The organism is Williamsia sterculiae (genome assembly GCF_900156495.1).
GTDB classification, from domain to species: domain Bacteria; phylum Actinomycetota; class Actinomycetes; order Mycobacteriales; family Mycobacteriaceae; genus Williamsia_B; species Williamsia_B sterculiae.
In genome coordinates this window covers 124,887-149,421 of sequence record NZ_FTNT01000007.1, presented here as the reverse complement: position 1 = coordinate 149,421, position 24,535 = coordinate 124,887, and the positions used below count along the sequence as shown (strand labels likewise).

At 66.6% G+C, this 24,535-nt stretch carries 23 protein-coding genes, 2 tRNA genes and 1 riboswitch; of the genes, 15 read left to right on the top strand and 10 right to left on the bottom strand.

Annotation, left to right across the window (positions count from 1 at the left end):
- Positions 1 to 22 precede the first annotated feature (22 nt).
- The 6 genes from BW971_RS12755 to BW971_RS12730 all read left to right on the top strand — a co-directional run bounded on the left by BW971_RS12755 (position 23) and on the right by BW971_RS12730 (position 7,283).
- Positions 23 to 2,824, top strand: a complete 2,802-nt coding sequence (locus BW971_RS12755; protein ID WP_076480118.1) for an AfsR/SARP family transcriptional regulator — start codon at positions 23 to 25, stop codon at positions 2,822 to 2,824.
- A 143-nt stretch (positions 2,825 to 2,967) separates the two neighbouring features.
- Entirely contained in the window at positions 2,968 to 3,597 is a 630-nt protein-coding gene (locus BW971_RS12750; RefSeq protein ID WP_076480282.1) for a hypothetical protein, read from the top strand.
- A gap of 45 nt (positions 3,598 to 3,642) precedes the next feature.
- Positions 3,643 to 4,569 (top strand): cytochrome c oxidase assembly protein, encoded by a 927-nt coding sequence (locus BW971_RS12745; protein WP_076480280.1) that lies wholly within the window; start codon positions 3,643 to 3,645, stop codon positions 4,567 to 4,569.
- Between the two features lie 183 nt (positions 4,570 to 4,752).
- On the top strand, positions 4,753 to 5,946 hold the full coding sequence (locus BW971_RS12740) for an LCP family protein (RefSeq protein WP_076480278.1): 1,194 nt from the start codon (positions 4,753 to 4,755) through the stop codon (positions 5,944 to 5,946).
- Between the two features lie 39 nt (positions 5,947 to 5,985).
- Positions 5,986 to 6,098, top strand: a riboswitch (cobalamin riboswitch).
- 59 nt (positions 6,099 to 6,157) lie between these two features.
- A complete protein-coding gene (locus BW971_RS12735) occupies positions 6,158 to 6,385 on the top strand; it encodes a CbtB domain-containing protein (protein WP_076480116.1) in 228 nt (75 codons plus the stop codon).
- 10 nt (positions 6,386 to 6,395) lie between these two features.
- Complete coding sequence (locus BW971_RS12730; RefSeq protein WP_076480114.1) at positions 6,396 to 7,283, top strand: CbtA family protein; 888 nt, start codon at positions 6,396 to 6,398, stop codon at positions 7,281 to 7,283.
- An 8-nt stretch (positions 7,284 to 7,291) separates the two neighbouring features.
- Here BW971_RS12730 and BW971_RS12725 read toward each other — a convergent pair whose 3' ends face one another.
- Both BW971_RS12725 and BW971_RS12720 read right to left on the bottom strand, forming a co-directional pair.
- Positions 7,292 to 8,206, bottom strand: a complete 915-nt coding sequence (locus BW971_RS12725; RefSeq protein ID WP_076480113.1) for a mycobacterial-type methylenetetrahydrofolate reductase — start codon at positions 8,204 to 8,206, stop codon at positions 7,292 to 7,294.
- Between the two features lie 62 nt (positions 8,207 to 8,268).
- Complete coding sequence (locus BW971_RS12720) at positions 8,269 to 9,708, bottom strand: short-chain fatty acyl-CoA regulator family protein (protein WP_083709889.1); 1,440 nt, start codon at positions 9,706 to 9,708, stop codon at positions 8,269 to 8,271.
- A 151-nt stretch (positions 9,709 to 9,859) separates the two neighbouring features.
- On the opposite strand from BW971_RS12720, the gene prpD reads away from it, so the two are divergent.
- The 3 genes from prpD to BW971_RS12705 are packed head-to-tail and all read left to right on the top strand — an operon-like array spanning position 9,860 to position 13,439.
- Positions 9,860 to 11,362, top strand: a complete 1,503-nt coding sequence (prpD, locus tag BW971_RS12715) for a 2-methylcitrate dehydratase PrpD (RefSeq protein WP_076480110.1) — start codon at positions 9,860 to 9,862, stop codon at positions 11,360 to 11,362.
- On the top strand, positions 11,362 to 12,294 hold the full coding sequence (gene prpB / locus BW971_RS12710; RefSeq protein WP_076480108.1) for a methylisocitrate lyase: 933 nt from the start codon (positions 11,362 to 11,364) through the stop codon (positions 12,292 to 12,294). The genes prpD and prpB overlap by 1 nt, the downstream gene beginning before the upstream one ends.
- On the top strand, positions 12,291 to 13,439 hold the full coding sequence (locus tag BW971_RS12705) for a bifunctional 2-methylcitrate synthase/citrate synthase (RefSeq protein WP_076480106.1): 1,149 nt from the start codon (positions 12,291 to 12,293) through the stop codon (positions 13,437 to 13,439). Before prpB ends, BW971_RS12705 begins: the two co-directional genes overlap by 4 nt.
- 201 nt (positions 13,440 to 13,640) lie before the next feature.
- Here BW971_RS12705 and BW971_RS12700 read toward each other — a convergent pair whose 3' ends face one another.
- Positions 13,641 to 13,883: a hypothetical protein gene (locus BW971_RS12700; protein WP_076480105.1), complete on the bottom strand. Its 243-nt coding sequence runs from the start codon at positions 13,881 to 13,883 to the stop codon at positions 13,641 to 13,643.
- 203 nt (positions 13,884 to 14,086) lie between these two features.
- On the opposite strand from BW971_RS12700, the gene BW971_RS12695 reads away from it, so the two are divergent.
- The 4 genes from BW971_RS12695 to BW971_RS12680 all read left to right on the top strand — a co-directional run bounded on the left by BW971_RS12695 (position 14,087) and on the right by BW971_RS12680 (position 15,669).
- Positions 14,087 to 14,159: transfer RNA gene (locus BW971_RS12695), tRNA-Asn, on the top strand.
- A gap of 96 nt (positions 14,160 to 14,255) precedes the next feature.
- A complete protein-coding gene (locus BW971_RS12690) occupies positions 14,256 to 14,903 on the top strand; it encodes a DUF4232 domain-containing protein (RefSeq protein WP_076480277.1) in 648 nt (215 codons plus the stop codon).
- A gap of 59 nt (positions 14,904 to 14,962) precedes the next feature.
- Positions 14,963 to 15,036: transfer RNA gene (locus BW971_RS12685), tRNA-Ile, on the top strand.
- A 33-nt stretch (positions 15,037 to 15,069) separates the two neighbouring features.
- Complete coding sequence (locus BW971_RS12680; RefSeq protein WP_076480103.1) at positions 15,070 to 15,669, top strand: glycoside hydrolase domain-containing protein; 600 nt, start codon at positions 15,070 to 15,072, stop codon at positions 15,667 to 15,669.
- Positions 15,670 to 15,693: 24 nt separating this feature from the next.
- Here the strand turns inward: BW971_RS12680 and BW971_RS12675 are convergent, their stop codons facing one another.
- From BW971_RS12675 to BW971_RS12645, 7 genes are all read right to left on the bottom strand, one after another.
- Complete coding sequence (locus BW971_RS12675) at positions 15,694 to 16,533, bottom strand: sucrase ferredoxin (protein WP_076480276.1); 840 nt, start codon at positions 16,531 to 16,533, stop codon at positions 15,694 to 15,696.
- A gap of 53 nt (positions 16,534 to 16,586) precedes the next feature.
- A complete protein-coding gene (locus BW971_RS12670; protein ID WP_076480102.1) occupies positions 16,587 to 17,795 on the bottom strand; it encodes a cupin domain-containing protein in 1,209 nt (402 codons plus the stop codon).
- A 27-nt stretch (positions 17,796 to 17,822) separates the two neighbouring features.
- The gene (locus tag BW971_RS12665) at positions 17,823 to 18,074 is read right to left on the bottom strand and encodes a BatC protein (RefSeq protein ID WP_076480100.1); all 252 of its coding nucleotides are present in this window, start codon (positions 18,072 to 18,074) and stop codon (positions 17,823 to 17,825) included.
- Between the two features lie 113 nt (positions 18,075 to 18,187).
- Entirely contained in the window at positions 18,188 to 20,065 is a 1,878-nt protein-coding gene (dnaG, locus tag BW971_RS12660) for a DNA primase (protein ID WP_076480099.1), read from the bottom strand.
- A gap of 69 nt (positions 20,066 to 20,134) precedes the next feature.
- Positions 20,135 to 21,400: a deoxyguanosinetriphosphate triphosphohydrolase gene (locus BW971_RS12655; protein ID WP_234974396.1), complete on the bottom strand. Its 1,266-nt coding sequence runs from the start codon at positions 21,398 to 21,400 to the stop codon at positions 20,135 to 20,137.
- A gap of 25 nt (positions 21,401 to 21,425) precedes the next feature.
- Positions 21,426 to 21,896: a cold-shock protein gene (locus BW971_RS12650; RefSeq protein WP_076480097.1), complete on the bottom strand. Its 471-nt coding sequence runs from the start codon at positions 21,894 to 21,896 to the stop codon at positions 21,426 to 21,428.
- Positions 21,897 to 22,027: 131 nt separating this feature from the next.
- On the bottom strand, positions 22,028 to 23,416 hold the full coding sequence (locus BW971_RS12645) for a glycine--tRNA ligase (RefSeq protein ID WP_076480272.1): 1,389 nt from the start codon (positions 23,414 to 23,416) through the stop codon (positions 22,028 to 22,030).
- A gap of 223 nt (positions 23,417 to 23,639) precedes the next feature.
- Between BW971_RS12645 and BW971_RS12640 the strand changes: the two genes are divergently transcribed.
- Together BW971_RS12640 and BW971_RS12635 are read left to right on the top strand one after the other, a co-directional pair.
- A complete protein-coding gene (locus BW971_RS12640; RefSeq protein WP_234974389.1) occupies positions 23,640 to 24,062 on the top strand; it encodes an ArsR/SmtB family transcription factor in 423 nt (140 codons plus the stop codon).
- Positions 24,059 to 24,475 carry a Fur family transcriptional regulator gene (locus BW971_RS12635; RefSeq protein ID WP_076480095.1) on the top strand — a complete coding sequence of 139 codons (417 nt, stop codon included), beginning with the start codon at positions 24,059 to 24,061 and terminating at the stop codon, positions 24,473 to 24,475. Before BW971_RS12640 ends, BW971_RS12635 begins: the two co-directional genes overlap by 4 nt.
- Positions 24,476 to 24,535: the final 60 nt, after the last annotated feature.

Here is a 24,535-nt window from a genome sequence, read left to right as displayed (position 1 = left end):
GTTCTGTCCTTATCCTCTGACCATGCACCGCATCGAGGTTCGGGCATTGGGAGCCCTGACCGTTTGCGTCGACGAGACCTCTGTCTCCCTGGGCGGTCCGGTACCGCGAGCCCTGTTGGCGCGGTTGGTCATCGCCGAGGGCGACGTGGTCCCGGCCGGAACGCTGATCGACGAGCTCTGGCACGGCCGACCCCCGCCATCGGCGACCGCCACGCTGCAGGGTTACGTCTCCGGTCTGCGCCGGGTGCTCGAACCCGATCACGGTCGCTCCGCACCGCAGGTGTTGGTGCGACGCGGAACCGGGTACGTACTCGCCGTGGATCGCGCCGCGGTCGACGCACACCGCTTCGTCGATCTCGCCACCGCGGGACGTGAACTGCTGCGCGCCGGTGATCCCGCCGCCGCCCGCAGCACCCTGACCGACGCCCTGGCGCTGTGGACCGGCCCGGCCTACGTCGACGCCGCCGGCTGGGAGTTCGCCGAGATCGAGGCCGACCGGTTGACCGCACTCCGCGCCGACGTCACCGAGGACCATCTGGCCGCCATCAGCGACAGCGGCGACCAGGTTGCCGCCACCACCGAACTCGAGAAGCTCGTGCGCACCGATCCGCTGCGCGAGCGGGCGTGGGAGCTGTTGGCGCTGGCGCTGTATCGAGCGGGCAGGCAGGGTGACGCCCTGGACACCCTGCGCCGGGCGCGCGCTGTCATCGCCGACGAGCTCGGTGCCGACCCGGCACCGTCGCTTGCCGCGCTGGAACAGTCGGTGCTGCGCCACGATCCCGTTCTGCTGCCGGATGTTCCGGCAGCAGCCCCGCGACGGGTGCCCACCAGCGCGGTACCGGAGCCGCTGACCCCGATGGTCGGTCGGGACGATCAGGTCGCGCAGGTGCAGCAGTTGCTGACCGGACACCGGTTGGTCACCATCACCGGACCCGGCGGCATGGGCAAGACGCGCGTGGCGGTGGAGGTCGCGCGGCGCCGCGACGACCCCGACGGTCCGTGGTTCGTCGAATTGGCAGGCGCGGCCGACCTCGCCGCGCTGCTCGACACGGTGTCCGGGGCCGTGGGATTGACCTTCACCGGTGGAATCGGCGCACTGAGCGACCTGCTGCGTGACCGCCGGTTGCTGCTGGTCCTGGACAACTGTGAACACCTCCTCGACGAGGTGGCCGAGTTCTGTACCCGGATGTTGGTCACGTGCCCGCAGATCCGGGTTCTGGCGACCAGCCGAACCGTGCTCGGGGTGGCGGGCGAACACCGGTATCCGCTCACGGGCCTCGATGCCTCCACCCAGCTCTTCCTCGACCGGGCTGGTGACGGTGCCGCAGGCGTCGACCATGCCACCGTGGCCCGCCTGTGCACCGCTCTCGACGACATGCCCCTGGCCATCGAACTCGCCGCCGCGCAGACCACCATGCTGTCGGTCCCGCAGATCATCGACATGCTCGACGACCGCTTCGCGGTCCTGCGCGGTGGGCCGCGGACCAACGACCGTCACGTCACCATGCAGGCCGCCATCGACGGATCCTTCGCGTCGCTCGACGATTCCGCGCGTGCCCTCTTCGTCGACCTGGCGGTGTTCGACGGTGGGTTCGATCTCGCCACCGCGATGCGGGTCACCGGTCGGCCGTCGCTGTTGGCCGACCTGACCGCTCTGGTCGATTCGTCCATGGTCACCGCCCTCGGTGGCGATCCGCGTCGTTACCGGCTCCTGGAAACGCTGCGCGAGTACGCGATCGGCCACCGCGACGCACAGCGGTCGGCGGCAGTGCAACGGGCGCACACCGATTGGGTGCGAGCAGTCGCTGCCGAGGCCTATCTCGCGTTGCGCGGACCCGACTGTCTGCGTTGGACACAGCGACTCGAAGCGGACATGCCCAACATCCGCGCCGCGCTCGGACGTGCCCGCGACGACGCCACCACGTATCTGGAGATCGCGGGCAACGTCTACTGGTACTGGTATCGACGCGGCCACGTCGCCGAGGGGATGCGGGCCCTCGAACCCGCACTGCGGGCCCCCGCCGACATCCCGGTCACCGTGACCATCCGCGCATTGGCCGGTCGAGCCATCATGTCGTATCTGGGTGCCGACCTCCCCGCCCTGTTCGAGGCGCTGACCGCACTCGACGTCCTGTACACCGGCCTCGACACCGACGACGAATCGCCCACGGACGACACCGCCCGCGGGGACGCGGCGGTCACGTTGGCCTTCTTCCAGGCCGGCGCGGGCGCGGTGGACGTGGCCAGGGAACGCGCCGGGATAGCGATGGACATCGGCCTGCGGCATCGCTACCCGTGGACGGTCGCCGAGTCGCTCATGGCGTTGGGCACAGCGGACTTCCGAGCGGGTGATCATGCCGCCGCGGGGGTCCACTTCGACCGTGCGCTGGCCGTCGCCGAGGAGTGCGGTTACGACTGGTGCGCGGCGTCGGTGTCCTGGTTGCACGCCAAGAGCGAGATCGCCCAACAGTTGATCGGCGGCCCCGCCGAGACGCGGCTGGCGGGGATGATCGCGTACTGCAAACGTGCGTTCGACCTCACCTCGTGGATGGTCGCGATGTCCACCCTGGCGTACGTGCTGTACCTGCGCGGGGAACACGAGCGAGCCGGACAACTGCTCGGAGTGGTGGAACGGCGTACCGACCTCACCGGCTTCTCCCCCGAGGGTATGGACGTGGTGGAGCTGGCCGACTACGGGAAGCAGATGCGAGCCGGGATCGACCCGGTGATGCTCGCCACCGCAGCCGAGCGCGGGCGCGAACTGACCGGAGACGCCATCGACGCACTCGTCGCGTGGTCGGTCGTGCCGGTCGTCGTGCCCTGATCGCATGTGTCGAGAGTCGCGCGGACCACTGGGAATCCACTGGGAACCGCGGCGTGACTCGGCCCCAGCGACCTCCAGGTGCGCGTGGGCACGGTGAAGCCCCCTCGATCCCCGAGGGCCCACCCATCGAGCAGGAGATCCCGATGAGCATCACACGCCCCACCGCGACCACCATCAGCGCCACGTCCACCGCACCGCCCCGCTCAGGTACCACTACGATGCCCACCCGGGCCGTCGGTGTCGCCCTCGTCGGCACCACCATCGGTTGGGGTACGGCTATGCAGGCGATCGGCGGCCGGGAGGGATTCGGCTGGTACTCGCTGCTCGGCGGCGTGGCCGCGCTGGCGTTCCAGGCGACGCTGATCGTGCTGTTGCTGCTCGAATGCCGGACGCATGCGATGGGGTCCGGGCGGGTGGCCCGCACGGCGCACAGGGTCCAGTTCGCGGTGATGGCAGGGGCGATGGTGTCGACCGTCCTCGATGCGTTCTGGGCTCTGCACGGAACGGTGATCTGGATGGTGTTCGACTCCTGCTGGCCGTTGTCCATGGTCGGCATGGCCGCCATCGGTATCCGGATCGTCATCGCCGGACGTTGGTCGCGACCGTTGCGGTGGCAGACGCTGTTCGCCCAGAGCTGGGTGCTGTGGGCCATCCCCCTCTCGGCCGTCCCCATGATCGGCATGGTCGGCGGACTGCTCCAGATCTTGCTCGGCTACGGCGTGCTGGGGCTGATGTTGTTCCGTGTCGGTCGGTTGCCGATCACGCCTGCGTAGACCACCTGACCAGCGCATCGGCGAGTGGGGAGCACACTCGTGAACGTGATCGTTGCGCTACCACCGTTGACCGCCGCCACCGCCGTCACATCGTGGCGTCTCGACGTCACGACGACGGTACTGGCGGTTGTCATCGTCGTCGGCTACTGGTGGGGCCGACGGCGGTCCACCGTGCCCGTCGGACGCGGAGTGGTGTTCAGCGTGGTCGGCGTCGGGATCTGGTTGCTCACCGCCGACAGCGCCCTCGGTGTCTACGACGACGAGCTGTTCTGGGTCCGGGCCGCGCAGATCGTGCTGTTGCTCATGGTGGTCCCGTTCGGGCTGGCGCTGGGTATGCCGCTGACGGTGGTCCTCGGATCCCTGCCTGCGGCTGCTGGAACCCGGTTCGAGGCAGCGTTGCACGGACATATGGCCCGTTTCCTCACCCATCCCGCCACGATGTCGGCGGCCCTGCTGGTGCTTCCCTGGTTGATCTACCTCACCGGGTGGTATCGGGCGCTGCTGACACATGGGCCGGTGGACGTACTGACCCGCCTGCTCATCGTGTTGGTCGGGTGGTGTTACTTCACCTCACGGCTACACCTCGACCCCGTGCCTCGGCACTTCTCCCCCGGTCTGTCGCTGATCATCACCGTCGTCGAGGCGATCGGCGACGGACTCCTGGGCATCGTGCTCTGGCAGGGCACACTGGTCGCACTGGATCACTACCTGGCCCTGGACCGGATGTGGGGACCGAGCCCGCGGACCGATCAGACCATCGGCGCCGGGGTGTTGTGGGTGTTCGGCGACGTCGTCGGACTGCCGTTCCTGCTCACGTTGTTGCGACGCTTCACGCTCGACGACCGGGCCCGGGCGCAACGGGTGGACGAGCAGTTGGCCTCCGCCCCGACCAGCACCGTGGACGGTGGCGAGCCGCAGGGTGGACTGTGGTGGGAACAGGATCCGCAGCTGCGTGACCGTTTCCGACGGTAGCCGTCGACACGAAGCCCTTGCGCAACCCACGATCCGCGCGGAAGCTGGGATCTCGTGCCATCCCAGCCGCCCCGACACAGACGGGCTGCCCACAGCCGAAAGGCGCCGCCTCGTCCCACCGCGGGCGAGGTCTATCGCGCGCGGTTCGGGTATGCGCCCGGCGTCTCCCGACGACGCCGGGTGGTGCTGCGGTGGAGCCGGGTCGCGGCGGCGGGCGCAGCGATCGTCATCGTGGTGGCCACCGGTCTCGGTTGGGGTGAGGCGTCGGACGTCAGCGGTGGTTTCCAGCACTCGAGCGCGCTGTCGAGGTCAGCGCCCCATTCCTCCGGCGGTGCGCAGAACATTCTCCTGATGGGGCTCGACACCCGCAAGGACCAGAACGGCGACGACCTGCCTGCGTCTGTGCTGTCTCAACTGCATGCCGGCGACGGCCAGGAGGGCGGTTACAACACCAACACGCTGATCCTGGTGCACATCCCCGCCGACGGAAAGAACATCGTCGCGTTCTCCGTCCCGCGCGACGACTTCGTCACCGTCGACGGCCTGGACGTGGCGAAGGCAAAGATCAAGGAGGCCTATGGACGTGAGAAGGCCCAGACAGAGGACACGTTGAGCAACGAGGGGGTGACCGATCAGCACATCCTGGAGACCCGGGGCCGCGAGGCCGGCCGCGCCGAGACACTGCAGACCGTCCGCGAGCTGACCGGCGTACCGATCGACCGGTTCGCCGAGGTCAGCCTGGTCGGGTTCTACGACCTCGCCGGCGCGCTGGGCGGGGTGCAGGTCTGCGTGAACCACGCCGTCCACGACGACTATTCCGGCGCCGACTTCAGCGCGGGAACCCACGTGCTGAACGCGCCGCAGGCGCTGGCGTTCGTCCGACAACGCCACGGGCTGGACAACGGTGACCTCGACCGTACTCATCGCCAGCAGGCCTTCCTGGTGTCGGTGCTGCACCAGTTGCGGTCGGCGGGCACCTTCACCGATGTCGGCAAACTGAACCGTCTGGTCGGCGTGGCCCAACGCGACGTGGTGCTCTCCGACGGATGGGATCTGGTGGACTGGCTGCAGCAGATGGCCGCGCCCACCGATCAGCACATCGAGTTCTCCACCCTGCCGGTGCAGCGTTACGCGAGCATCGACGGCCAAGACGTCAACATCGTCGACCCCACCGCCATCCGCAGCCGTATCCACGACGCGTTCGCCGCGGCCGACGGGGCCGACGGGGCCGCTCCGTCCGCCCCCGCACCGTCCGTTGCCGGCACGTCCGCCGCGAGTGCGCGGCCGTCGGGGCCGCCGGACACCGTCGAACCGGGTTCCGGCCCGGACAACGGGCGACCGGTCACCAACGCCGACGGCATCCCCTGCGTCAACTGACGCGCACGGGTCATGTTGACAACCGGCCGGGCGCCGAGCATCATTCGCCCAGGTGACAGCAGCGGTAAGCGGGTGGGAATCCCGCGCGGTCGCGCCACTGTGAGCCGGAGCGATCCGGCGAGCCAGACATCGTCTGCCACCCGGGCCGTACACCTGCGGCCCGCCACGCACGGGACGCGACAATCCCCTGACACGAGGTCGATGACAACCGATGACCACTCTCTCCAGCCATGACCACCGGTCCCGCGACTGGTCCGGCAGCGGCGCGCTGTCCCGTACCCGGGTCGCCGTCATTCTCACCGCGACGGTCCTCCTCGCTCTGCTCGCGTACTACTTCATCGGCGTCGACGAGGGGATGACATCCCTGTTCGGCCAGACGATGGTCGTCCACGAGTGGGTGCACGACGCACGCCACTTCCTCGGCTTCCCCTGCCACTGAGCGGGCGGGCATGGAAATCCGCATCATCGGCCGGGGCGCCCTGGCCGGATTGATCGCCGGTGTGCTGGCGTTCGTCTTCGCCTACATCTTCGCCGAGCCGCAGATCGACAAGGCCATCGACTACGAATCCGGGCGCGACGAGGCCATCGACGCGTTGAACAAGGCGGCGGGACTACCGGTGGGCGACGCAGGGCCCGAGGTCTTCAGTCGCGGACTGCAGTCCACTGCGGGTCTGGCCACCGGCATCATCGGTTTCTCGATCGCGATGGGTGCGCTGGTCGCCGTGGTCTACCTGATCCTGCACGGCCGTTTCGGGATTCGTCCGCGCACCTTGGGCCTGCTCATCGCAGGCTTCGGTTTTCTCGGTGTCTATCTGGTGCCGTTCGTTCGGTACCCGGCCAACCCGCCGGCGATCGGGCACGAGTTCACCATCACCACCAGGGGTCACCTCTATCTGTTGATGGTGCTGGTCTCGCTGGTCTTGCTCACCGCGGCGGTGTTCCTCGGGGTACGCCTGCGCGCTCGTCTCGGCGTCTTCGGTGCGTCATTGGTCGCCGCACTGGCGTTCGTGGTCGTCGCCGCGGCGATCATGTTCGCGTTTCCCTATCTCGGTAATCTCCGTGCGAACGTGGACGCCAAGGACTCGTTCGGCTTCGCCCGGTCGTCCACCGAGACACCGCAACCCATCACCGACACGTCGGGACGCATCGTCTACCCGGGCTTCCCCGCCGACGTTCTGTGGAACTTCCGCTTCGCCTCGGTAGCCGCCCAGGTGGTGGTGTGGGCATTGATCGGACTGATCTTCTCGACGCTTGTCGAGCGGTTCTTCCGTCCCCGGACGACGGCGGGCTCCGACGTCGCGGCAACTGCCGAGACAACTGCGGTTGCCACGCACTGACCGCGAGGTCACCTCGATAGCAACGTCTCTCCGTGTCCATCGGGTGACCAGTAGTCGAGCATCCGCGCGAAGGTGTCGAAGGCCGCGGCGGTGATGCCGTAGGGGCTCTCGAAGTGCACGCTCATCGGGAATCCCAGCTGACCGACGCCATCGATCACTCGCTGATACAGGTCGAGCATCAGTCGTTGTCTGGTGCCGGTCTCGCTCCTGGCGAGTGTGCCGACCAGAGCCTGCTCCGCGCGGACCGCGTCGTTGCCGGGATCCTGGATCAACCACCGAATGAGCCCGTTTCGCTCTTCCAGGGACGGTACGAATCCGAAGGAGAGTAGAACATCCGGCCGGTGATCGCTGGTCCTGGCGAAGTCGGTGAGGAAGTCGACGATCGTGTCGGAGTAGAGCAGCTGCGTCATCGCAAAGGTGGCGCCTGCGTCGCACTTGAATCGGAACCGTTCGCGCTCGTTGTCGCGGGTCGGGATCAGTATGGACCCCCGATGGTCGACGAGATCGCAGAACTCTGACAGTGCCTCAACGGGTGCGATGCCGCTGCCATCGCCATCGTTCATCGTTCGGGGTACACCGACGAAGATCATTCCGTCGAAACCTCCTGCACTGAGCCGGGTGATGCGCTCGCGCAACAGCGTGGGCTGCAGGAACGGTGTGACCTGGGTACACAGGCCGCGCACGCCGGGCAGTTCGGGGCTGATCAGTGACCAGAAGTCGAGCACATCGAACTTTGGTGTCATGGCCACCGGACGGTCGTCGTCCTCGTCGATCATCCCGGGGATCATCACGTGCCCGATGCGGTCGGACATGCCGACCTGCTCGGCCAGGCGCAGCACTTTGGCGCCCTCGGCGCGGGCATGGTCTGCCCCGCGGTCGAGGTTCGGCGGAACGAGTTCCAGGGCAATGGTGTTCAGGGGCACCTGTGGACCTCCAGGAGATTGTTCGTGGTCGCCGGAACGACGACCTGTGGCATGACGGAGCGTCACCGTTGGTCGTGGGTATGGACGTCGGTGACACCTCGGTACGGGACGGTGTCACTGACTTGGGGATCGACGTGTACGGGTCGACCGATTTGGGGAAACGCGCGCTGCGGACAGGCCGGTCGGTCGCACACTTTGCAGCCGGCGCCTATCGGGACGACGGTGCGTGGGTCGTTGAGGTCGACACCGATCGAGTAGACGAGTCGTTCGGCGTGCGCGACGTCGCAGCCGAGTCCGATGGCGAAGCTCTTGTGCGGTGCCAGGTATCCATCTTCTTCGGAAGTGGTGCGTGCGAGCCAGAAGTAGGACCGCCCGTCGGGCATGGACGAGACCTGGGTGACGATGCGACCAGGGGTGGCAAAGGCGTCGTGCACGACCCAGAGCGGGCAGCTTCCTCCGACGCGGGAGAAGTGAAAGGCGGTCGCGGATTGCCGTTTGGAGATGTTTCCGGCGCGGTCGACGCGGACGAAGATGAACGGGATGCCACGGTCGCCGGGCCGCTGCAGCGTAGAGAGTCGATGACAGACTGTTTCGAAGCCAACCTCGAATCCCAGACTCAGTAATTCGATGTCATATGAAGCGGTCTCGGCGGCCTCGCGGAAGATCTCGTAGGGCAACAACAGTGCGCCGGCGAAGTAGTTGGCCAGACCGATGCGGGCGACAGGAACCGATTCCGTACTCAGGTCGTCGGCTGTCATGACGATGCTGTCGATGACGTCGGCCTGGGTCAGCAGCGCCAGCTGGGTGGCGAGCTGGAAGGCACGCTGCCCCGAAGTCAGTCGTCCGGCAAGGTGGACCGTGCGGGTCGTCGGGTCGAAGCGCCGTTTGGGTGTCCGCCCGCGGACCACGGGGTCGGTGTCGTGGGTGATGGTGACCCGGATGTCGTGATGACGGACGAGGATGTCCGCGAGTTGCAGATCCAGACCGCCGATGGACAGCGAGTTGTCGGCGAACATGTGCTCGGCTGCCCTGTCGAGGACGTCGAAGTAATTGCGTCGGCCGTAGAAGAAGTCACGGACTTCCTCGAACGGCATCGGTGTCGGGTTGGGGCCGTAATCGCCGGTCGCCTGTGCTCGGTAGGTCTCCAGTTCGCCCTCGGCAGCGCTCAGACGACGGTGCAGGTTGACCAGAAGTGTGCCCACGGTGGGCATTCGCGCAACCAGTTCGGCGATCTCGGCTCGGCTGACCTCGGGGGTGTCGGCCTGCGCCGCCACGACATCCGCGAGGTCGGCGACCAATCGTGCGTCACCGTCGGGCGCGAAGTAGTCGGCATCGAGATCGAATGCGCGAGTCACGGTGAGCAGGACCGGGACGGTGATCGGCCGTTGGTCGTTCTCGAGCTGGTTGACGTAACTCGTCGAGAGATCGATGCGACGGGCGAGAGCCGCCTGCGACAACCCGCGGTCGTCACGTAATCGACGCAGGCGTGCGCCGACGAACATCCGTCGGTGCGAACCGCCCATCTCTCTGGCCACGTGGTCAGAGTACAGAGTCCCATATTCGCAACGTTTGCAGGATTCGCCTCAACCGTCCGCCAAAATACGCATTTACCAGCCCTTTTCAAGAGGAGTCAGTGATACGTACGGTGCGAACATGATCAATCACCTGGTCCGTGTCCATCGCAGCTCCGAGAACTTTCCGCAGTCCGAACACCTCGCACAGAAGGTCGCGGAGGTGGCCGCCGATTCGGTGGCGGTGAGTGCCGACGTCGCCGAGATGATCATCAATCGCATCATCGACAACGCGGCGGTGAGTGCCGCATCGGTCACCCGACGACCCGTCACCTCGGCCCGTCGCCAAGCACAGGCGCACCCGGCAACCCCGGGATCGACGGTGTTCGGCATCGAAGGGGCCTACTCCCCGGAGTGGGCGGCCTGGGCCAACGGCGTCGCTGTTCGCGAACTCGACTTCCACGACACCTTCTTGGCCGCCGAGTACTCGCACCCGGGCGACAACATCCCGGCGCTCGTCGCCGTGGGCCAGCACGTCGGTGCCGGCGGCCACGATCTCATCCGCGGTCTCGCCACCGCCTACGAGATCCAGGTCGACCTGGTTCGTGGAATGTGTTTGCACGAGCACAAGATCGATCACGTCGCTCATCTCGGCCCATCGGTGGCCGCGGGACTGGGCACCATGCTGGGGCTGGACACCGAGACGATCTATCAGGCTGTGGGGCAGGCGCTGCATCTGACGACCGCAACACGGCAGTCGCGTAAGGGCCTGATCTCCAGCTGGAAGGCGTATGCGCCGGCGCATGCGGGAAAGATGGCTGTCGAGGCCGTCGACCGTGCGATGCGCGGTGAGGGCGCACCCGCGCCGATCTGGGAGGGCGAGGACGGTGTGATCGCATGGTTGCTGGGTGGCCCGAACGTCGAGTACACCATTCCGCTGCCGGGTCCGGGCGAGGAGAAGCGGGGCATTCTCGACACGTACACCAAGGAACACTCCGCGGAGTACCAGAGCCAAGCGCCGATCGACTTGGCTCGCCGAATGCGGGAGCAGATCACCGACATCGACGACATCGAGTCGATCGTGTTGCACACCAGCCATCACACCCACCACGTGATCGGCACCGGATCAGGTGACCCGCAGAAGTTCGATCCCACGGCCAGCCGCGAGACGCTCGACCATTCGGTCATGTACATCTTCGCTGTCGCCCTGCAGGACGGAGAATGGGACCACGAGAAGTCGTACGCGACCGAACGCGCCAACCGGCCCGACACGATCGCGCTGTGGAAGAAGATCTCCACCGTCGAAGACCCCGAGTGGACACGGCGCTATCACTCGACCGATCCCGATGAGAAGGCATTCGGCGCCAAGGCGGTCATCACGATGCGCGACGGCGAGGTCATCACCGACGAGCTCGCCGTCGCCGATGCCCATCCATTCGGAGCGCGCCCGTTCGGCCGTGAGCAATATGTCACCAAATTCCGCACCATGGCCGACGGTGTCATCGATCCGGCCGAGCAGGAACGATTCCTCGGTGAGGTCGAGACGCTCGAGACGATCGCCCCTGGTGGTCTCCAAGCGCTCAACACACTCGTCGTGCCCCAGGTGTTGGACGAGGCACCACAGACCGGCAAGGGCATCTTCTGATGCCGGGCCCGTCGGTGACCGGACTGTTCTCCTCGGCCAACTCGTCCTCGGCGAAACGACGTTCGCTGCGAGCGGGTCTCGCATCAGGGACCTTGCAACGTTGGCCGGGAGCATTCTCCCCGCTCGTGGCCAAGCTGATTGCCGAAATCCGTTTCGAGGGCGTCTACGTCTCCGGTGCCGTGTTGTCGGCCGACCTGGGATTACCCGACATCGGACTGACCACTCTCACCGAGGTCGCCAACCGAGCGGGTGCGATCGCCCGCGCAACTGAACTTCCCACCCTTGTCGACGCCGACACCGGGTTCGGTGAACCGATGAGCGCGGCCCGAACCGTGGCAACCCTCGAGGATGCCGGACTGGCCGGCTGTCATCTCGAGGACCAGGTGAATCCGAAGCGCTGCGGCCACCTCGACGGCAAGGACGTCGTCCCGGTCGCGGACATGCTCAAACGACTACATGCGGCGGTCTCGGCGCGGCGCGACGACGACTTCGTCATCTGCGCGCGGACCGATGCCCGAGCCATCGAAGGCCTCGACGCCGCGATCGACCGAGCCAGAGCGTACGCCGATGCCGGCGCCGACCTCATCTTCACCGAGGCCTTGCGCGATCTCGGTGAATTCGAGCGATTCCGTGCGGCAGTCGACATCCCACTGCTGGCCAACATGACGGAGTTCGGAAAATCCGACCTGCTGACCGTCGACCAACTCCAGAGCGTCGGGTACAACGCGGTGATCTACCCGGTCACCACGCTGCGCATCGCCATGGGCGCGGTCGAACGGGGCCTGCGCGACATCGTCGCGCAGGGAACACAATCCGGCCTCCTCGACGACATGCAGCATCGGAGCCGGCTTTACGAACTGCTCCGCTACGCCGACTACAACGATCTCGATTCCGACCTGTTCAACTTCACGATCGAGGGAGCACGGCAATGACCACAGCACCGGCGCAGGCCGAAGCGGTCGAGACCCCCACCATCTACAAGGGACTCGCCGGGGTCGTCGTCGACACCACGGCGATCTCCAAGGTGGTGCCTGAGACCAACTCGCTCACCTACCGTGGCTATGCCGTTCAGGACCTGGCCGAGCACTGCTCCTTCGAACAGGTCGCCTACCTGCTCTGGCATGGGGAACTGCCCACCGACGGAGAGCTGGCGCTGTTCACTCAGCGGGAACGCGCGAGCCGTCGCATCGACCGGTCGACGCAGGCCGTGCTGCAACGTATTCCGGAGACGTGCCACCCAATGGACATCGTGCGTACCGTGATCAGCTTCCTGGGGACCGAAGACCCGGACGAGGAACTGAGCACCCCCGAGGCGAACTACGCCAAGTCGCTTCGCATGTTCGCCGTCTTGCCGACCATCGTCGCCGCGGACATGCGACGTCGCCGCGGACAGGACCCGATCGCTCCACACCACGGACTCGGCTACGCCGAGAACTTCCTCAACATGTGCTTCGGTGAGGTCCCCGATCCCGTCATCGTCCGGGCGTTCGAAAAATCCATGGTGCTCTATGCCGAACACAGCTTCAACGCATCCACCTTCGCCGCACGGGTGGTCACCTCCACCCAATCCGACATCTACAGTGCGGTCACCGCGGCCATCGGCGCACTCAAGGGGTCGCTGCACGGCGGCGCCAACGAGGCCGTGATGTACGACATGATCGAGATCGACCGGCCGGACCGGGCCCGGGCCTGGCTCAACGCCAAACTCGATGCCAACGAGAAGGTCATGGGATTCGGGCACCGCGTGTACAAGAACGGCGACTCGCGGGTACCCACGATGAGAAGAGCTCTGCACGACGTTTCCGCCCATCTCGGCGAGACCCGGTGGTGCGACATCTACACCGAACTCGAAGCGGCCATGGGCGAGCGCACCGGCATCAAGCCCAACCTCGACTTCCCCACCGGACCCGCCTATTACCTGATGGGATTCGACGTCGCCTCGTTCACGCCCATCTTCGTGATGAGCCGCATCACCGGCTGGACCGCCCACATCATGGAGCAGGTCGCCTCCAACTCGTTGATCCGCCCCCTGAGCCAGTACTCGGGCCAGCCGCAGCGTTCGTTGACATCGGCGTAACGCCTACATCCCGGTCCGACGAGAAGAGACCTACGTGTTCGACAAAGTCCTGGTCGCCTACCGTGGTCGGACAGGTCTCTCAAGTCGCTGTCGGTGATCTATTGGTCGAGATCGGCTGGACCAGGCGAGCAGCGAGAACGGGACGGCGTGAGGACGCTCGTGACATGTGTGCACAAGACTCCGGCGAACGCAGCGTGCCGCCTAACGTCGATCCGGCTCCGGCGCGTAGACGCTCGTGGTGTCGTCGATCTGCTTGATCTCGGTCATCCTCGGCTCGGTGCTGAGCCGCTCCGACAGTTTCTGCCGCCCGACGTCGATCGCCTTCTTGGTTGCTGGCGACTGACTGACCGCGCGGTACGCCCGGTTGATCTGCTCGTACCGACGCCGCCCGGCCTTGGAGCCGAGCACGTAGCCGACACCGAGGGCGGTGACGAGTCGAATCATGCGGAGCACACCTCCCGTGTGTCGTGTCCGCGGTCCCATTCGGTCCACGGACGTCACTGTCTGTGGCCCACCATCCTGCCTGATGGACGGTGAAGCCTGCACGATGGGCACGCCTCCGCCGACGACCCACCGAATTGGCATCGCCCGGTCCCGGTACGCTAAAGTCGAACACCGGCCCCGGTGCCACACCGGAGCTCGACCGATCCCCCATAGCTCAATTGGCAGAGCTTCCGACTGTTAATCGGACGGTTACTGGTTCGAGTCCAGTTGGGGGAGCTTGTCGTTTTCGGGTCATTCGACGTGCTGCGGTTTCTCTGGCGTGACCGCGCGGCGTTGCCCGCGGGCCCACCGATCGCTGGCATGGTGGAGCCCATGTTCACCTCACCTCTCCGGCTCCGACTGATCGCGGTATCCGGTGTTCTCGCTGGTGGTGCCTGCCTGATGACGGCGTGTGGATCGGACACATCCTCGTCGTCCGCGGCTCCGACCCCGGTGACCGAGACCGTCACCTCCACCAGGCCTGCCGCTCCCGACCCGAGCACAGAGGACTCGTCCGGTGGCACGACGGCCACCATCACCACCACGGGAGGAGACGGCGAACGCTGCTCGGCCCGAGACCTCACCGGACGCGTCCGGGAGACGCCGAACAACGCGGCGGGCACCACATCGGTGGAGCTGGTCTTCATCAACACCAGTGGCCGGACCTGCACGCTGCATGGCTTCCCCGGCGTCTCCTTCGTCGGCGACGGCAACGGCACCCAGATCGGCGCACCCGCCCGTCGAACGAGCGGCGACAACGATCAGACCATCACCCTGCGGGCGAATGAGCGGGGTACCTCGACCGTGCAGATCGCCCAGGCCCGCAACTACCCCGACGCGACCTGTCGGCCGCATCAGGTCGACGGTTTCCGCGTCTATCCGCCGAACGACACCGCGTCGCTGTTCATCCGCTACAGCTCCGCCACCGGCTGCGAGTCCTCGGACGTGTCACTGCTGAAGGTCACCGCACTGAACGGCTGACCGGCGTCCCCACCTCGCCGGTCCGGTACGCTGTGATCCGCCTTCCGCGTGAAGGTCAGGGGGCGGTAGCTCAGTTGGTCAGAGCCGTCGACTCATAATCGATTGGTCGCGGGTTCAAGCCCCGCCCGCCCCACCGTCGAACCTCCCCCACCCACGAGAGGATTCCATGCCACGCGGTCTCGACTACGCCGGCGGTCGACCCTCCGGGGCGGCGATCCGGGCGGCGGGGTACGACTTCGTCTGCCGATACCTGACCGACGGCGGCACCTCGTTGCCGGGTAAACAGTTGTTGCCCGACGAGGTGAACGATCTGGTGGCCAACGCAGTCGGCATCGTCGCCAACTTCGAGACGTACGCCGACCGCATGCTCGAGGGCAGACAGGCCGGGATCGACGACGCGACCTTCGCTCTCGCGCGACTGCGCCAGCTCCCTCACACCCCGTCCGCGCCGGTGGTCTACTACTCGGCGGATTTCGACACCACCCCGGAACAACAGAATGCCGTCAACGACTATCTCCGCGGTGCCGCATCCGTGCACGGCTCCGTGGCGACCGTCGGTGTCTACGGCGGTTTCTGGACCGTCAGCCGCGCCCTCGACGCCGGCGTCGCGACCTATGCGTGGCAGACACAGGCCTGGTCGGGAACCAACGTCGACCCGAGGATCGCGCTGTTGCAGCGCAACGACGTCGGGTACGTCTCCGTCGATGGGGTGCAGTGCGACGTCGACGAGACCCGCCGCGACGACTACGGGAAGTGGCCGGCCTGAACGCTGTCGCGCGACCGGTCCCGGTCACGACTCCGGTTCGACGACCAGTGACGTGAGGACGAATTCACGCACCCGCCCAGCGGTGAGAGCCGAACACGTGGACAGCAACGGTTCGGAGAGACGCTCCGCCAGCTCCACGACGATCGGGCCCCGGTCACCGGTGAGGGTGACCGTCGCGGCTCCGTCGCGCAGCTCCACCTCGACGGGGGCCAGTGCGTCAATCCGCATGTCACCGGTGGCCTCTCGTGCGAAGTGCTGAGCGGCCTGCACCACGTGCGGGTAACTGGTGCGCCCGCGGAGCAGGCTCTCCTGCACCTCACCCTCGAGATACGACCGCACCACCGACACCGGGTCACCGGAATCGACGCGCCCGTAACAGAGTCCGTGCGGGAGTATGAGCGCAGTGGCCGCGAAGCGATCGCCACCGAGGTGAGAGCACTCCCAGGTCCAGTCCGGATACTCCGCCGAGATCGCCGCGGTGACACCACGTCCGCGGACGGCGCAACACCGATCGTGTTTTCCGTGCGCGCACACCGCGATGAGCGGCTCGTACGCCTGCTCACCGTCGGATCCGTCGAGCGCGATGTCCAGCAGTTCCTCGGGTCCGCTCACCTCGCCGCGGAACAATGCCTCCGCACCCGGCCGTGAGTCCGCGATGGCCCAGCGCCAGCGCACGGGCTCGATGCGCCTCCCGGGTCGGCGGACGGCCACGATGCGCATACCGTTGGCCTCAGCCCGGCGCACGACGGCGCGCCCCACGCTCGGATCGATGATTCTGGGCGACTGCAGGAATGCCGAATGCCCCCACGCACCAGCCATCTCGACCACCAGCCACCGCATGCCCGCCGACGCGGTCGCGTACATCGGATCATGTCGGAGCACCGCCGCGTCGCTGCACGGTATCCAGTCCGGTCGACTCACCCGTCGTCCGAGGTTCCCTCGACGACGACACCCTCCCGAATCAGTCGACGCAGCACCACCAGCGAGTCGGCGCTGTCGAGTCCCGGTAACGAGTCGGCGCTCACCAGACCACCGGTGACCACGGCCGCGATCGCGTCTGCGCACTGCGCAGGGAAAGCGATGGTCCGGTCGGTTAGATGCAGATGTGCCCCCGCCACCCGGGCGATGAGCCCGTGCCGTAATTGCAGCCGCGTGTCCACGGCCAGACCCGTCAACAGATCGAGAGACCGCAACGGTCGCACCGCGATCGGCCGGGTTCTCGTCGTGAATGTCGTCCCGAGGGCCGCCGACGCGGCGGCGACCAGCTCCGGCGGCGCATCCTGCAGCGCCGCGATCACCATGCTGAGCGTCTTGTCCGACTCGGCGACCACGTCGTCGGTGCGGGTGAAGTCCAGGCCCATCGGTAGCGATGCTCGCAGCGCATCGGTTCCGGCGAGTTCGTCGAGTAGGTTGCGCACCACGTCGTAGCGGGTGAGCGGCGCCACCCCTACCGTGAGATGTATGGAGGTGTCACCGAGTGCCTGCGCCGAGTGAATCCAGCCACGCGGCAGATACAGCGCGTCACCGGGCCTCAGCACCGTGTCGATGACGGGAGTATCCCGAACCCTCGCGGCGATCGCCTCGCGGTGGTCGGTCCACGGCTGCCCGGCTAGCGGATCGGTGTGCACTGGCGAGTGCACCGTCCAGTGTTTGGAACCCGACACCTGCAGCACGAACACATCGTGTACGTCGTAGTGGGGGTCGAACCCCCGATTACTGGGTGGGGTGATGTAGGCGTTCGTCTGGGCGGGGTGGCCGACATCGTCGACCATACCGCGGACGAAATCGATGACCGGAGGCCACAACCGGTGCAATCCCTGCAACACGATGGTGGCACCCGCGGCGAATTCCGCGAGCACTTTGGCCGAGTCGACCTGGTCGGGCATCTCCGCGCCGAAACCTGCGCTGCCGGTGAAACACGACCGATCGAGCAGGGACCCCTCGCGGGCCATGCGGATGAACGGCGTGCGCACCCCGCGCTCCGCGATCAGCTCGTCCACCGCATCGGGCGAGAGCAGATCCACGAAGTCGCGGGGTAGCACATCCGCGGTGCTGAGCAACGGCGAACGCCCCCAGTGATCCCGCGCGAACTCGTCGACGGAGAGGGCGACACAACGACTCAGCATGAGCGATATTCCGTCACACCGAACCGGTCAGGCGGTGCCGTCGGCGCCGCCGTCGTGACCGTCCGGGTTCGACCCACCGTCGGCAGGGCCCTCGCCCGCCGAACCGTCGGCACCGCCGTCGTGACCATCCGGATTCGAGCCGCCGTCGGCGGGACCTTCACCGGCATCGGCGGTACCGTCGGCGCCGCCGTCGTGTCCGCCCGGGTTCGAACCACCGTCAGCGGGACCTTCACCGCCGGCGTTGCTGGAGGTGGTGATGTCGTCATCGTCGATGGCCATCGTCGATCCTCTCCTGTCAGGTTGCGGGCCGCGTTCGCGACCCTGTCACGACTGTATGCCTTGTCCGCCGGGCGTGGGCCGCTTGCTCGGACCGCACTCAGGGCGCCGTGATCTCATCCGGCTTCGGACGAGGCCACCGCCTGTTCGAGCAGGCTGCGTCGGTACGACTCGAGCGCCACCAGATCGCCGAACAACGCGTTGTACGCCTCGGGATCGTCCGAGGGCGCCATCCGCCGTAACCGTGATTTGATGTCGGCGATCTGGCTGCCCACCCAGACCTCCTGCAACCGGGCCAGCACGCTTCCGATATAACGCGGGATCATGTTGTCGCTCACCGACATCGGTTCCACTGCCAGCTCGGTGACGAGAGAGGCCAACACCTCGTCGTCCAACCCCTGGCGGACCACACCCACCCATTCGCCGCCACCGAGACCGGATGCGGTGCCACCAGCGGCCACGATCGCCCGCTGGACGGCCGCATAGGCGGGTTCCGAGAAACATTCCACCGGAAGCGAATCGAACACACTGCCGGCGATGGCGGGACACTGCAACGCGGCCTTGAGCGCCTCACGCTGAGGCCACAGTCGCGGATCCCTGGGCGCGGGCAGCCCGGGCGACTTCGAGATACTGGTCCTGGCGGGACGACGCTGCCGGCCACCGCGTACCGCTTCCTCGCGCACGCGGTTGACCACCTGCGAGATGTCGTGCCAGCCCACCCACCTGTCGGCCAGCTTGACCGCGTACTGGTCGCGCAGTGCGGTGTCCTTCATCGACGCGATCATCGGCACCGTGCGTCGCAACGCCTCCACGCGCTGCTCCTCCACGTCGAGGTCGAAACCGCGCAACTCGGCCTGGATCGCGAACTCGAACAGGGGTATCCGGCGGGCCACCAGCTCGCGCAACGCGGCGTCACCACTGGCCTGACGTAGCTCGCACGGGTCCATCCCCGCCGGTGCGACCGTGACGTAGGTCTGGGCGGCCACCTTCTGATCACCCTCGAATGCCTTGAGGGCAGCGGCCTGGCCGGCCTCATCCCCGTCGAAGGTGTAGATGAACTCGCCCTTGAAGTAGTCGTCATCGATCATCAACCTGCGCAACAAGGCGAGGTGATCCTCACCGAACGCCGTGCCACAGGACGCGACCGCGGTGGTGACGCCTGCCTGATGCATGGCCATCACGTCGGTGTACCCCTCCACCACCACCACCTGATGGCCCTTGGCGATGTTCTTCTTCGCGTGGTCGAGTCCGAACAACACCTGAGACTTCTTGTAGAGCATGGTCTCGGGCGTGTTCATGTACTTGCCCAGCTTGTCGTCGTCGAACAACTTACGGGCACCGAAGCCAATGACGTCACCGGCGAGGTTCCTGATCGGCCACAGCAGGCGACGGTGGAAGCGGTCGATGGGTCCGCGCTGCCCCTGTTTGGACAATCCGGCCGCCTCGAGTTCGGAGAACTCGAAGCCTTTGCTCAGCAGCGCCTTGGTCATCGTGTCCCACCCCGCCGGGGCGTAACCGCATCCGAACTTCTCCGCGATGGTGGCGTCGAAGTCGCGTTCGGTCAGGTAGGTACGGGCGGCCTGCGCGTCGGGCCTGCCGAGTTGTTCGGCGTAGAACTTCTGCGCCGCGGCGTTCGCCGCGACCAACCGGGCCCGGGTCCCCCGATCGCGAGCCACGCTGGTGCCGCCGCCCTCGTAACTGATCTGGTAACCCACGCGGTCGGCCAGCTGCTCGACGGCCTCGACGAAGCTGACGTGTTCCTGCTTCTGCAGGAAGGTGAACACATCACCGCCCTCGCCGCACCCGAAGCAGTGGAAGTGACCGTGGTTGGGTCGGACGTGGAACGACGGGCTCTTCTCGTCGTGGAACGGGCAGAGTCCTTTCATGCTGTCCGCGCCGGCCCGGCGCAACGCGACGTAGTCACCGACCACGTCTTCGATGCGCGCGCGTTCACGGATCGCGGCGATGTCGCGATCGGGAATTCGGCCTGGCACGGGTCCAGTCTAGGCGCCCCATCCGACGACGCCCGCCCGGTGGGAACGGTTTCGCCCGGATCGCGTCCGTCAGCCCAGGTGGGCCTGGGCGCCCGAGTTCTGCTTGTCGGTGGCCTCGAGTCGACTCTCGGTCATCGAGGCGATCTGGTCGACGATGACCCGCATCGCGGCACTCTCGTCGACGGCGTTCTCCCAGGCCGGGACCAGCAGCGGATCCAGGCCGCCGGGTGCGGCGTGCCACAGCCAGCGGGCGACCCGGTGGATGCGATCGCGCTGACGCTGTTGGTGAGCTTTGTGGCGGGTGTCGGAGAAGATGAACCGCAACGCCAACGTCTTCAACACGGCGACCTCCGCGGCGACCAGCGGCGGCACCGCGAGCTCGGCCGAATACCGGTTCACCTGTCGGTTGCCCACTGCCTCTCGGGTGCTGGTGATGGCCGCCGAAGCGAATCGTCCGACCAACTCGCTGGTGAGTCGTTTCAACGCGACCAGACTGGTCAGGGTGCCGTCGTAGTCGCGCACGTCGCGGACGATCTCCATCGCCGAGAGTCGACGCGCGGCCTCGGTCAACGCGTCGGCGTCGAGTCCGACGAACTCCCGGACACCGATGGCGGCGAGTTCACGCTGTTCGGTGTCGTCACCGAGCGATCGCAGATCGATGCGACCGGCCATCACCCCGTCCTCCACATCGTGTACGGAGTAGGCGACGTCGTCGGACCAGTCCATGACCTGTGCCTCCAGGCTGCACCGGGTGCCGATCGCACCGTCGCGGATCCACCCGAGCACCTGCGAGTCATCCTCGTATGCACCGAATTTGGTTCCCGGCTCCGCGCGGACCCACGGGTACTTGATGGTGGCGTCGAGCGAAGCCCTGGTCAGGTTCAGGCCCACGCTGACCCCGGCGGAGTCGAGCAGTTTCGGTTCCAACCGGGTGAGGATCCGTAGATTCTGGGCGTTGCCCTCGAAACCACCGTGGGCGGACGCGACCTCGTCGAGTGCGCGTTCGCCGTTGTGGCCGTAGGGGGGATGGCCGATGTCGTGGGCGAGACCGGCCAACTCCACGAGGTCGGGGTCACATCCGATGCCGACGGCGATCCCCCGCCCGATCTGACCCACCTCCAACGAATGGGTCAGCCGGGTCCGGGGGGTGTCACCCTGTTTCGGCCCCACCACCTGCGTCTTGTCGGCGAGCCGGCGCAACGCGGCCGAGTGCAGAACCCGAGCGCGGTCCCTGGCGAACTCGGTGCGGTGTTCGTTGCGGGTACCCGGAAGGCTCGCGACCTTGCTGCCCTCCGGTATCCGTCGCTCGGTGTCGTGGCTGTCGTAATCGCTCACCGTCGCGGCGGTCGCGATCACCGGCTCACGCTCGGTCAAGCACCCACCCGCGACCGACGGCGAAGTCGGTGACACGTTGACGGATGGCGATGATCTGATCGGCGGTCAGCGCACCCGACGAATCCAGCAACAACTCGGTCAGTTCCTCGGTGAACTCCCCCACGTCGAGCGCACCCTCGACGGGTCGGCCGCCACCGTGGTGGCCTCGCTGGGGCTTGCGCGAACCGTGGTCGTGGGAATCGCGCGAGTCGCGGCGGGGGCGGGACGGCGGAGCCGACTCGCCCGGCGCCTCACCGGTCACCTCGACGTTGACGGCCTTGGCACCGCGGTCGGTCTCCTCGACGTCGAACTCCACCTGCGCACCCGGCCGCAACAGCGACTCGTCGATGTCGATGTCGTTGATGTGCAGGAACACGTCGGCACCGCCCGATTCCGGTGCCAGGAAGCCGAATCCACGGTTCGCGTCGTAATGGACGACTTTTCCACTCACAGCCACAGCCACATCTCACTCTCTGACCGACCGGAACATCCACCGGGCCCCGTGCCCGCGTACCTGGTCGTCGGACCTCAACTATGACAGATCAGCCCTGCTCAGACGATCCGAGCCACCGCCCTTCGCGCGCGAGGTCAGCAGCCGATCAACTTGCCCGCGAGGTACTCGGTCACCTTGTCCAAGGCCACCCGCTCCTGATCCATGGTGTCGCGTTCACGCACGGTGACCGCATGGTCATCGAGGGTGTCGAAGTCCACGGTCACACAGAACGGGGTACCGATTTCGTCCTGGCGCCGGTAGCGTTTGCCGATACCCTGCGCGTCGTCGAAGTCGACGTTCCAGTTGCGGCGCAGCTCGGTGGCCAGGTCCTTGGCCCTGGGCGACAGCTGCTCGTTGCGCGACAACGGCAGCACCGCGACCTTGACCGGGGCAAGTCGGCGATCGAGACGCAGGACAGTGCGGGTGTCGGTACCACCCTTGGTGTTCGGCACCTCCTCCTCGGTGAGCGCATCGCACAGGAACGCCATGACCGACCGGGTCAGGCCGGCCGCCGGCTCGATGACGTACGGCGTGTACCGCTCCCCCGATGCCTGGTCGAAGAAGGACAGATCCTCGCCGGAGTGCTTCGCGTGGGTGGATAGGTCGAAGTCGGTACGGTTGGCCACACCCTCGAGTTCGCCCCACGGATTACCGGAGAAGCCGAACTTGTATTCCACATCGACGGTGCGCTTGGAGTAGTGGGAGAGCTTCTCCTGCGCGTGCTCGTAGAGACGCAGGTTGTCGGGATCGATGCCGAGGTCGGTGTACCAGCCGAAGCGTCGATCGATCCAGTACTGATGCCACTGCTCGTCGTCGCCCGGTTTGACGAAGAACTCCATCTCCATCTGCTCGAACTCCCGGGTACGGAAGATGAAGTTGCCCGGGGTGATCTCGTTGCGGAAGCTCTTGCCGATCTGCGCGATACCGAACGGCGGCTTCTTGCGGGCGGTGTTCATCACGTTCTTGAAGTTGACGAAGATGCCCTGCGCGGTCTCCGGACGTAGGTAGTGCAGGCCCTCGTCGTCGTCGACCGGTCCGAGGTACGTCTTCATCAGGCCGCTGAACGCCTTGGGTTCGGTCCAGTTGCCGGGCTGACCGGTGTCGGGGTCGTTGATGTCGGCAAGGCCGTTCTCCGGCGGGTGTCCGTGCTTGGCCTCGTAGGCCTCGATGAGATGGTCGGCGCGATAGCGTTTGTGCGTGTGCAGCGACTCCACCAGCGGGTCGGTGAACACCTCGACATGGCCCGACGCCTCCCACACGCGACGCGGGAGGATCACCGAGGAGTCCAGACCCACCACGTCGTCGCGAGAGGTGACCATGCTGCGCCACCACTGACGCTTGATGTTCTCCTTCAGCTCCACGCCGAGTGGACCGTAGTCCCAGGCCGAACGGGTTCCGCCGTAGATCTCGCCGGCGGGGAAGACCAGACCCCGCCGCTTGGCGAGGTTGACGACGGCTTCGACTTGGTTGGACTTACCGGCCACGATGAACTTCCACTCCGACAACTGTGCACGAGATACGGGGATCTCTGACGGCCACTTCAGGTACCCGTACAGCGTAACGGGGGCAGTGGCGGCGCCGACCGGCGGTGGACAGGTTGACATGCCGGTTCATGCATATGAAAATGATTCCTGATAAATTGACGTGTGATCGGTGTTCGAGATCCCGGCGATCGGTGATCTCGTGGGCCGCGAACGGAGGAGAGCCGTGACCCAGCAGTCGCATGTGAGCCGACGGTCGAGCACCGAAACGGGCGCGGTCACACCCCCCGCCGACGTCGATCCGGGTGCACGGTACGGGGCCGCGGGGGAACTGTTGCGCGCCCTCGCCGCGCCGGTGAGGATCGCGATCGTCGTCGAACTGCAGGAGCGCGCGCAATGCGTCCACGAGCTGGTCGGCACCCTGGGGCTGCCGCAGCCGCTGATCAGCCAACACCTGCGGGTGCTGAAGTCGGCGGGCGTGGTGGAGGGTCGGCGCAACGGCAGGGAGATCCTCTACCGACTGGTCGACGACCACCTCGCCCACATCGTCACCGATGCCATCGTGCACAGCAATGAACAGACCGGGACGGCGGCGGAACGCGAGCGGCCGCATGGCGGTCAGGTCTCGACGAGTGGTGAGGTCGCGTGAGCGGGGCGTCGTCGGGCGACCTGCAACCCGCCACCGCGATCCGCTCCACCCGACAGCGGCTGGCGATCGCCGAGGCCCTCGCCGCCTGCGACGAGTTCCGATCCGCACAGCAGATCCATGAGCAACTGCGGACCTCCGGCTACTCCATCGGTCTGACCACCGTGTACCGGAACCTGCAGGCGTTGGCCGACGCCGATCAGGTGGACGTCTTACGCAACGACAACGGCGAGTCGCAGTACCGCCACTGCTCCACCGGGCACCATCACCACCTGGTCTGCCGGTTCTGCGGCGCCACGGTGGAGGTGCAGGCCGACCCGGTGGAGCGATGGGCGGGCAAGGTGGCCAAGGACTTCGGCTTCAGCGAGGTCACCCACACCGTCGAGGTGTTCGGTCGATGCCCGGCCTGCGTGTGATCGATCACCGCGATGGTTCTGCGCTGCCGGACGTAACGCATACGTAGCGGGAGTCGACGA

Bases quoted from the DNA above. Each gene is read 5' to 3' on its own strand.
- BW971_RS12675 (WP_076480276.1), bottom strand. From the start codon at position 16,533: ATGTACGCGACCGCGTCGGCGGGCATGCGGTGGCTGGTGGTCGAGATG.
- BW971_RS12720 (WP_083709889.1), bottom strand. From the start codon at position 9,708: ATGTTCGTCGGCGCACGCCTGCGTCGATTACGTGACGACCGCGGGTTG.
- BW971_RS12750 (WP_076480282.1), top strand. From the start codon at position 2,968: ATGAGCATCACACGCCCCACCGCGACCACCATCAGCGCCACGTCCACC.
- BW971_RS12680 (WP_076480103.1), top strand. From the start codon at position 15,070: ATGCCACGCGGTCTCGACTACGCCGGCGGTCGACCCTCCGGGGCGGCG.
- BW971_RS12700 (WP_076480105.1), bottom strand. From the start codon at position 13,883: ATGATTCGACTCGTCACCGCCCTCGGTGTCGGCTACGTGCTCGGCTCC.
- BW971_RS12730 (WP_076480114.1), top strand. From the start codon at position 6,396: ATGGAAATCCGCATCATCGGCCGGGGCGCCCTGGCCGGATTGATCGCC.
- BW971_RS12755 (WP_076480118.1), top strand. From the start codon at position 23: ATGCACCGCATCGAGGTTCGGGCATTGGGAGCCCTGACCGTTTGCGTC.
- BW971_RS12690 (WP_076480277.1), top strand. From the start codon at position 14,256: ATGTTCACCTCACCTCTCCGGCTCCGACTGATCGCGGTATCCGGTGTT.
- BW971_RS12705 (WP_076480106.1), top strand. From the start codon at position 12,291: ATGACCACAGCACCGGCGCAGGCCGAAGCGGTCGAGACCCCCACCATC.
- prpD (WP_076480110.1), top strand. From the start codon at position 9,860: ATGATCAATCACCTGGTCCGTGTCCATCGCAGCTCCGAGAACTTTCCG.
- BW971_RS12735 (WP_076480116.1), top strand. From the start codon at position 6,158: ATGACCACTCTCTCCAGCCATGACCACCGGTCCCGCGACTGGTCCGGC.
- prpB (WP_076480108.1), top strand. From the start codon at position 11,362: ATGCCGGGCCCGTCGGTGACCGGACTGTTCTCCTCGGCCAACTCGTCC.
- BW971_RS12670 (WP_076480102.1), bottom strand. From the start codon at position 17,795: ATGCTGAGTCGTTGTGTCGCCCTCTCCGTCGACGAGTTCGCGCGGGAT.
- BW971_RS12665 (WP_076480100.1), bottom strand. From the start codon at position 18,074: ATGGCCATCGACGATGACGACATCACCACCTCCAGCAACGCCGGCGGT.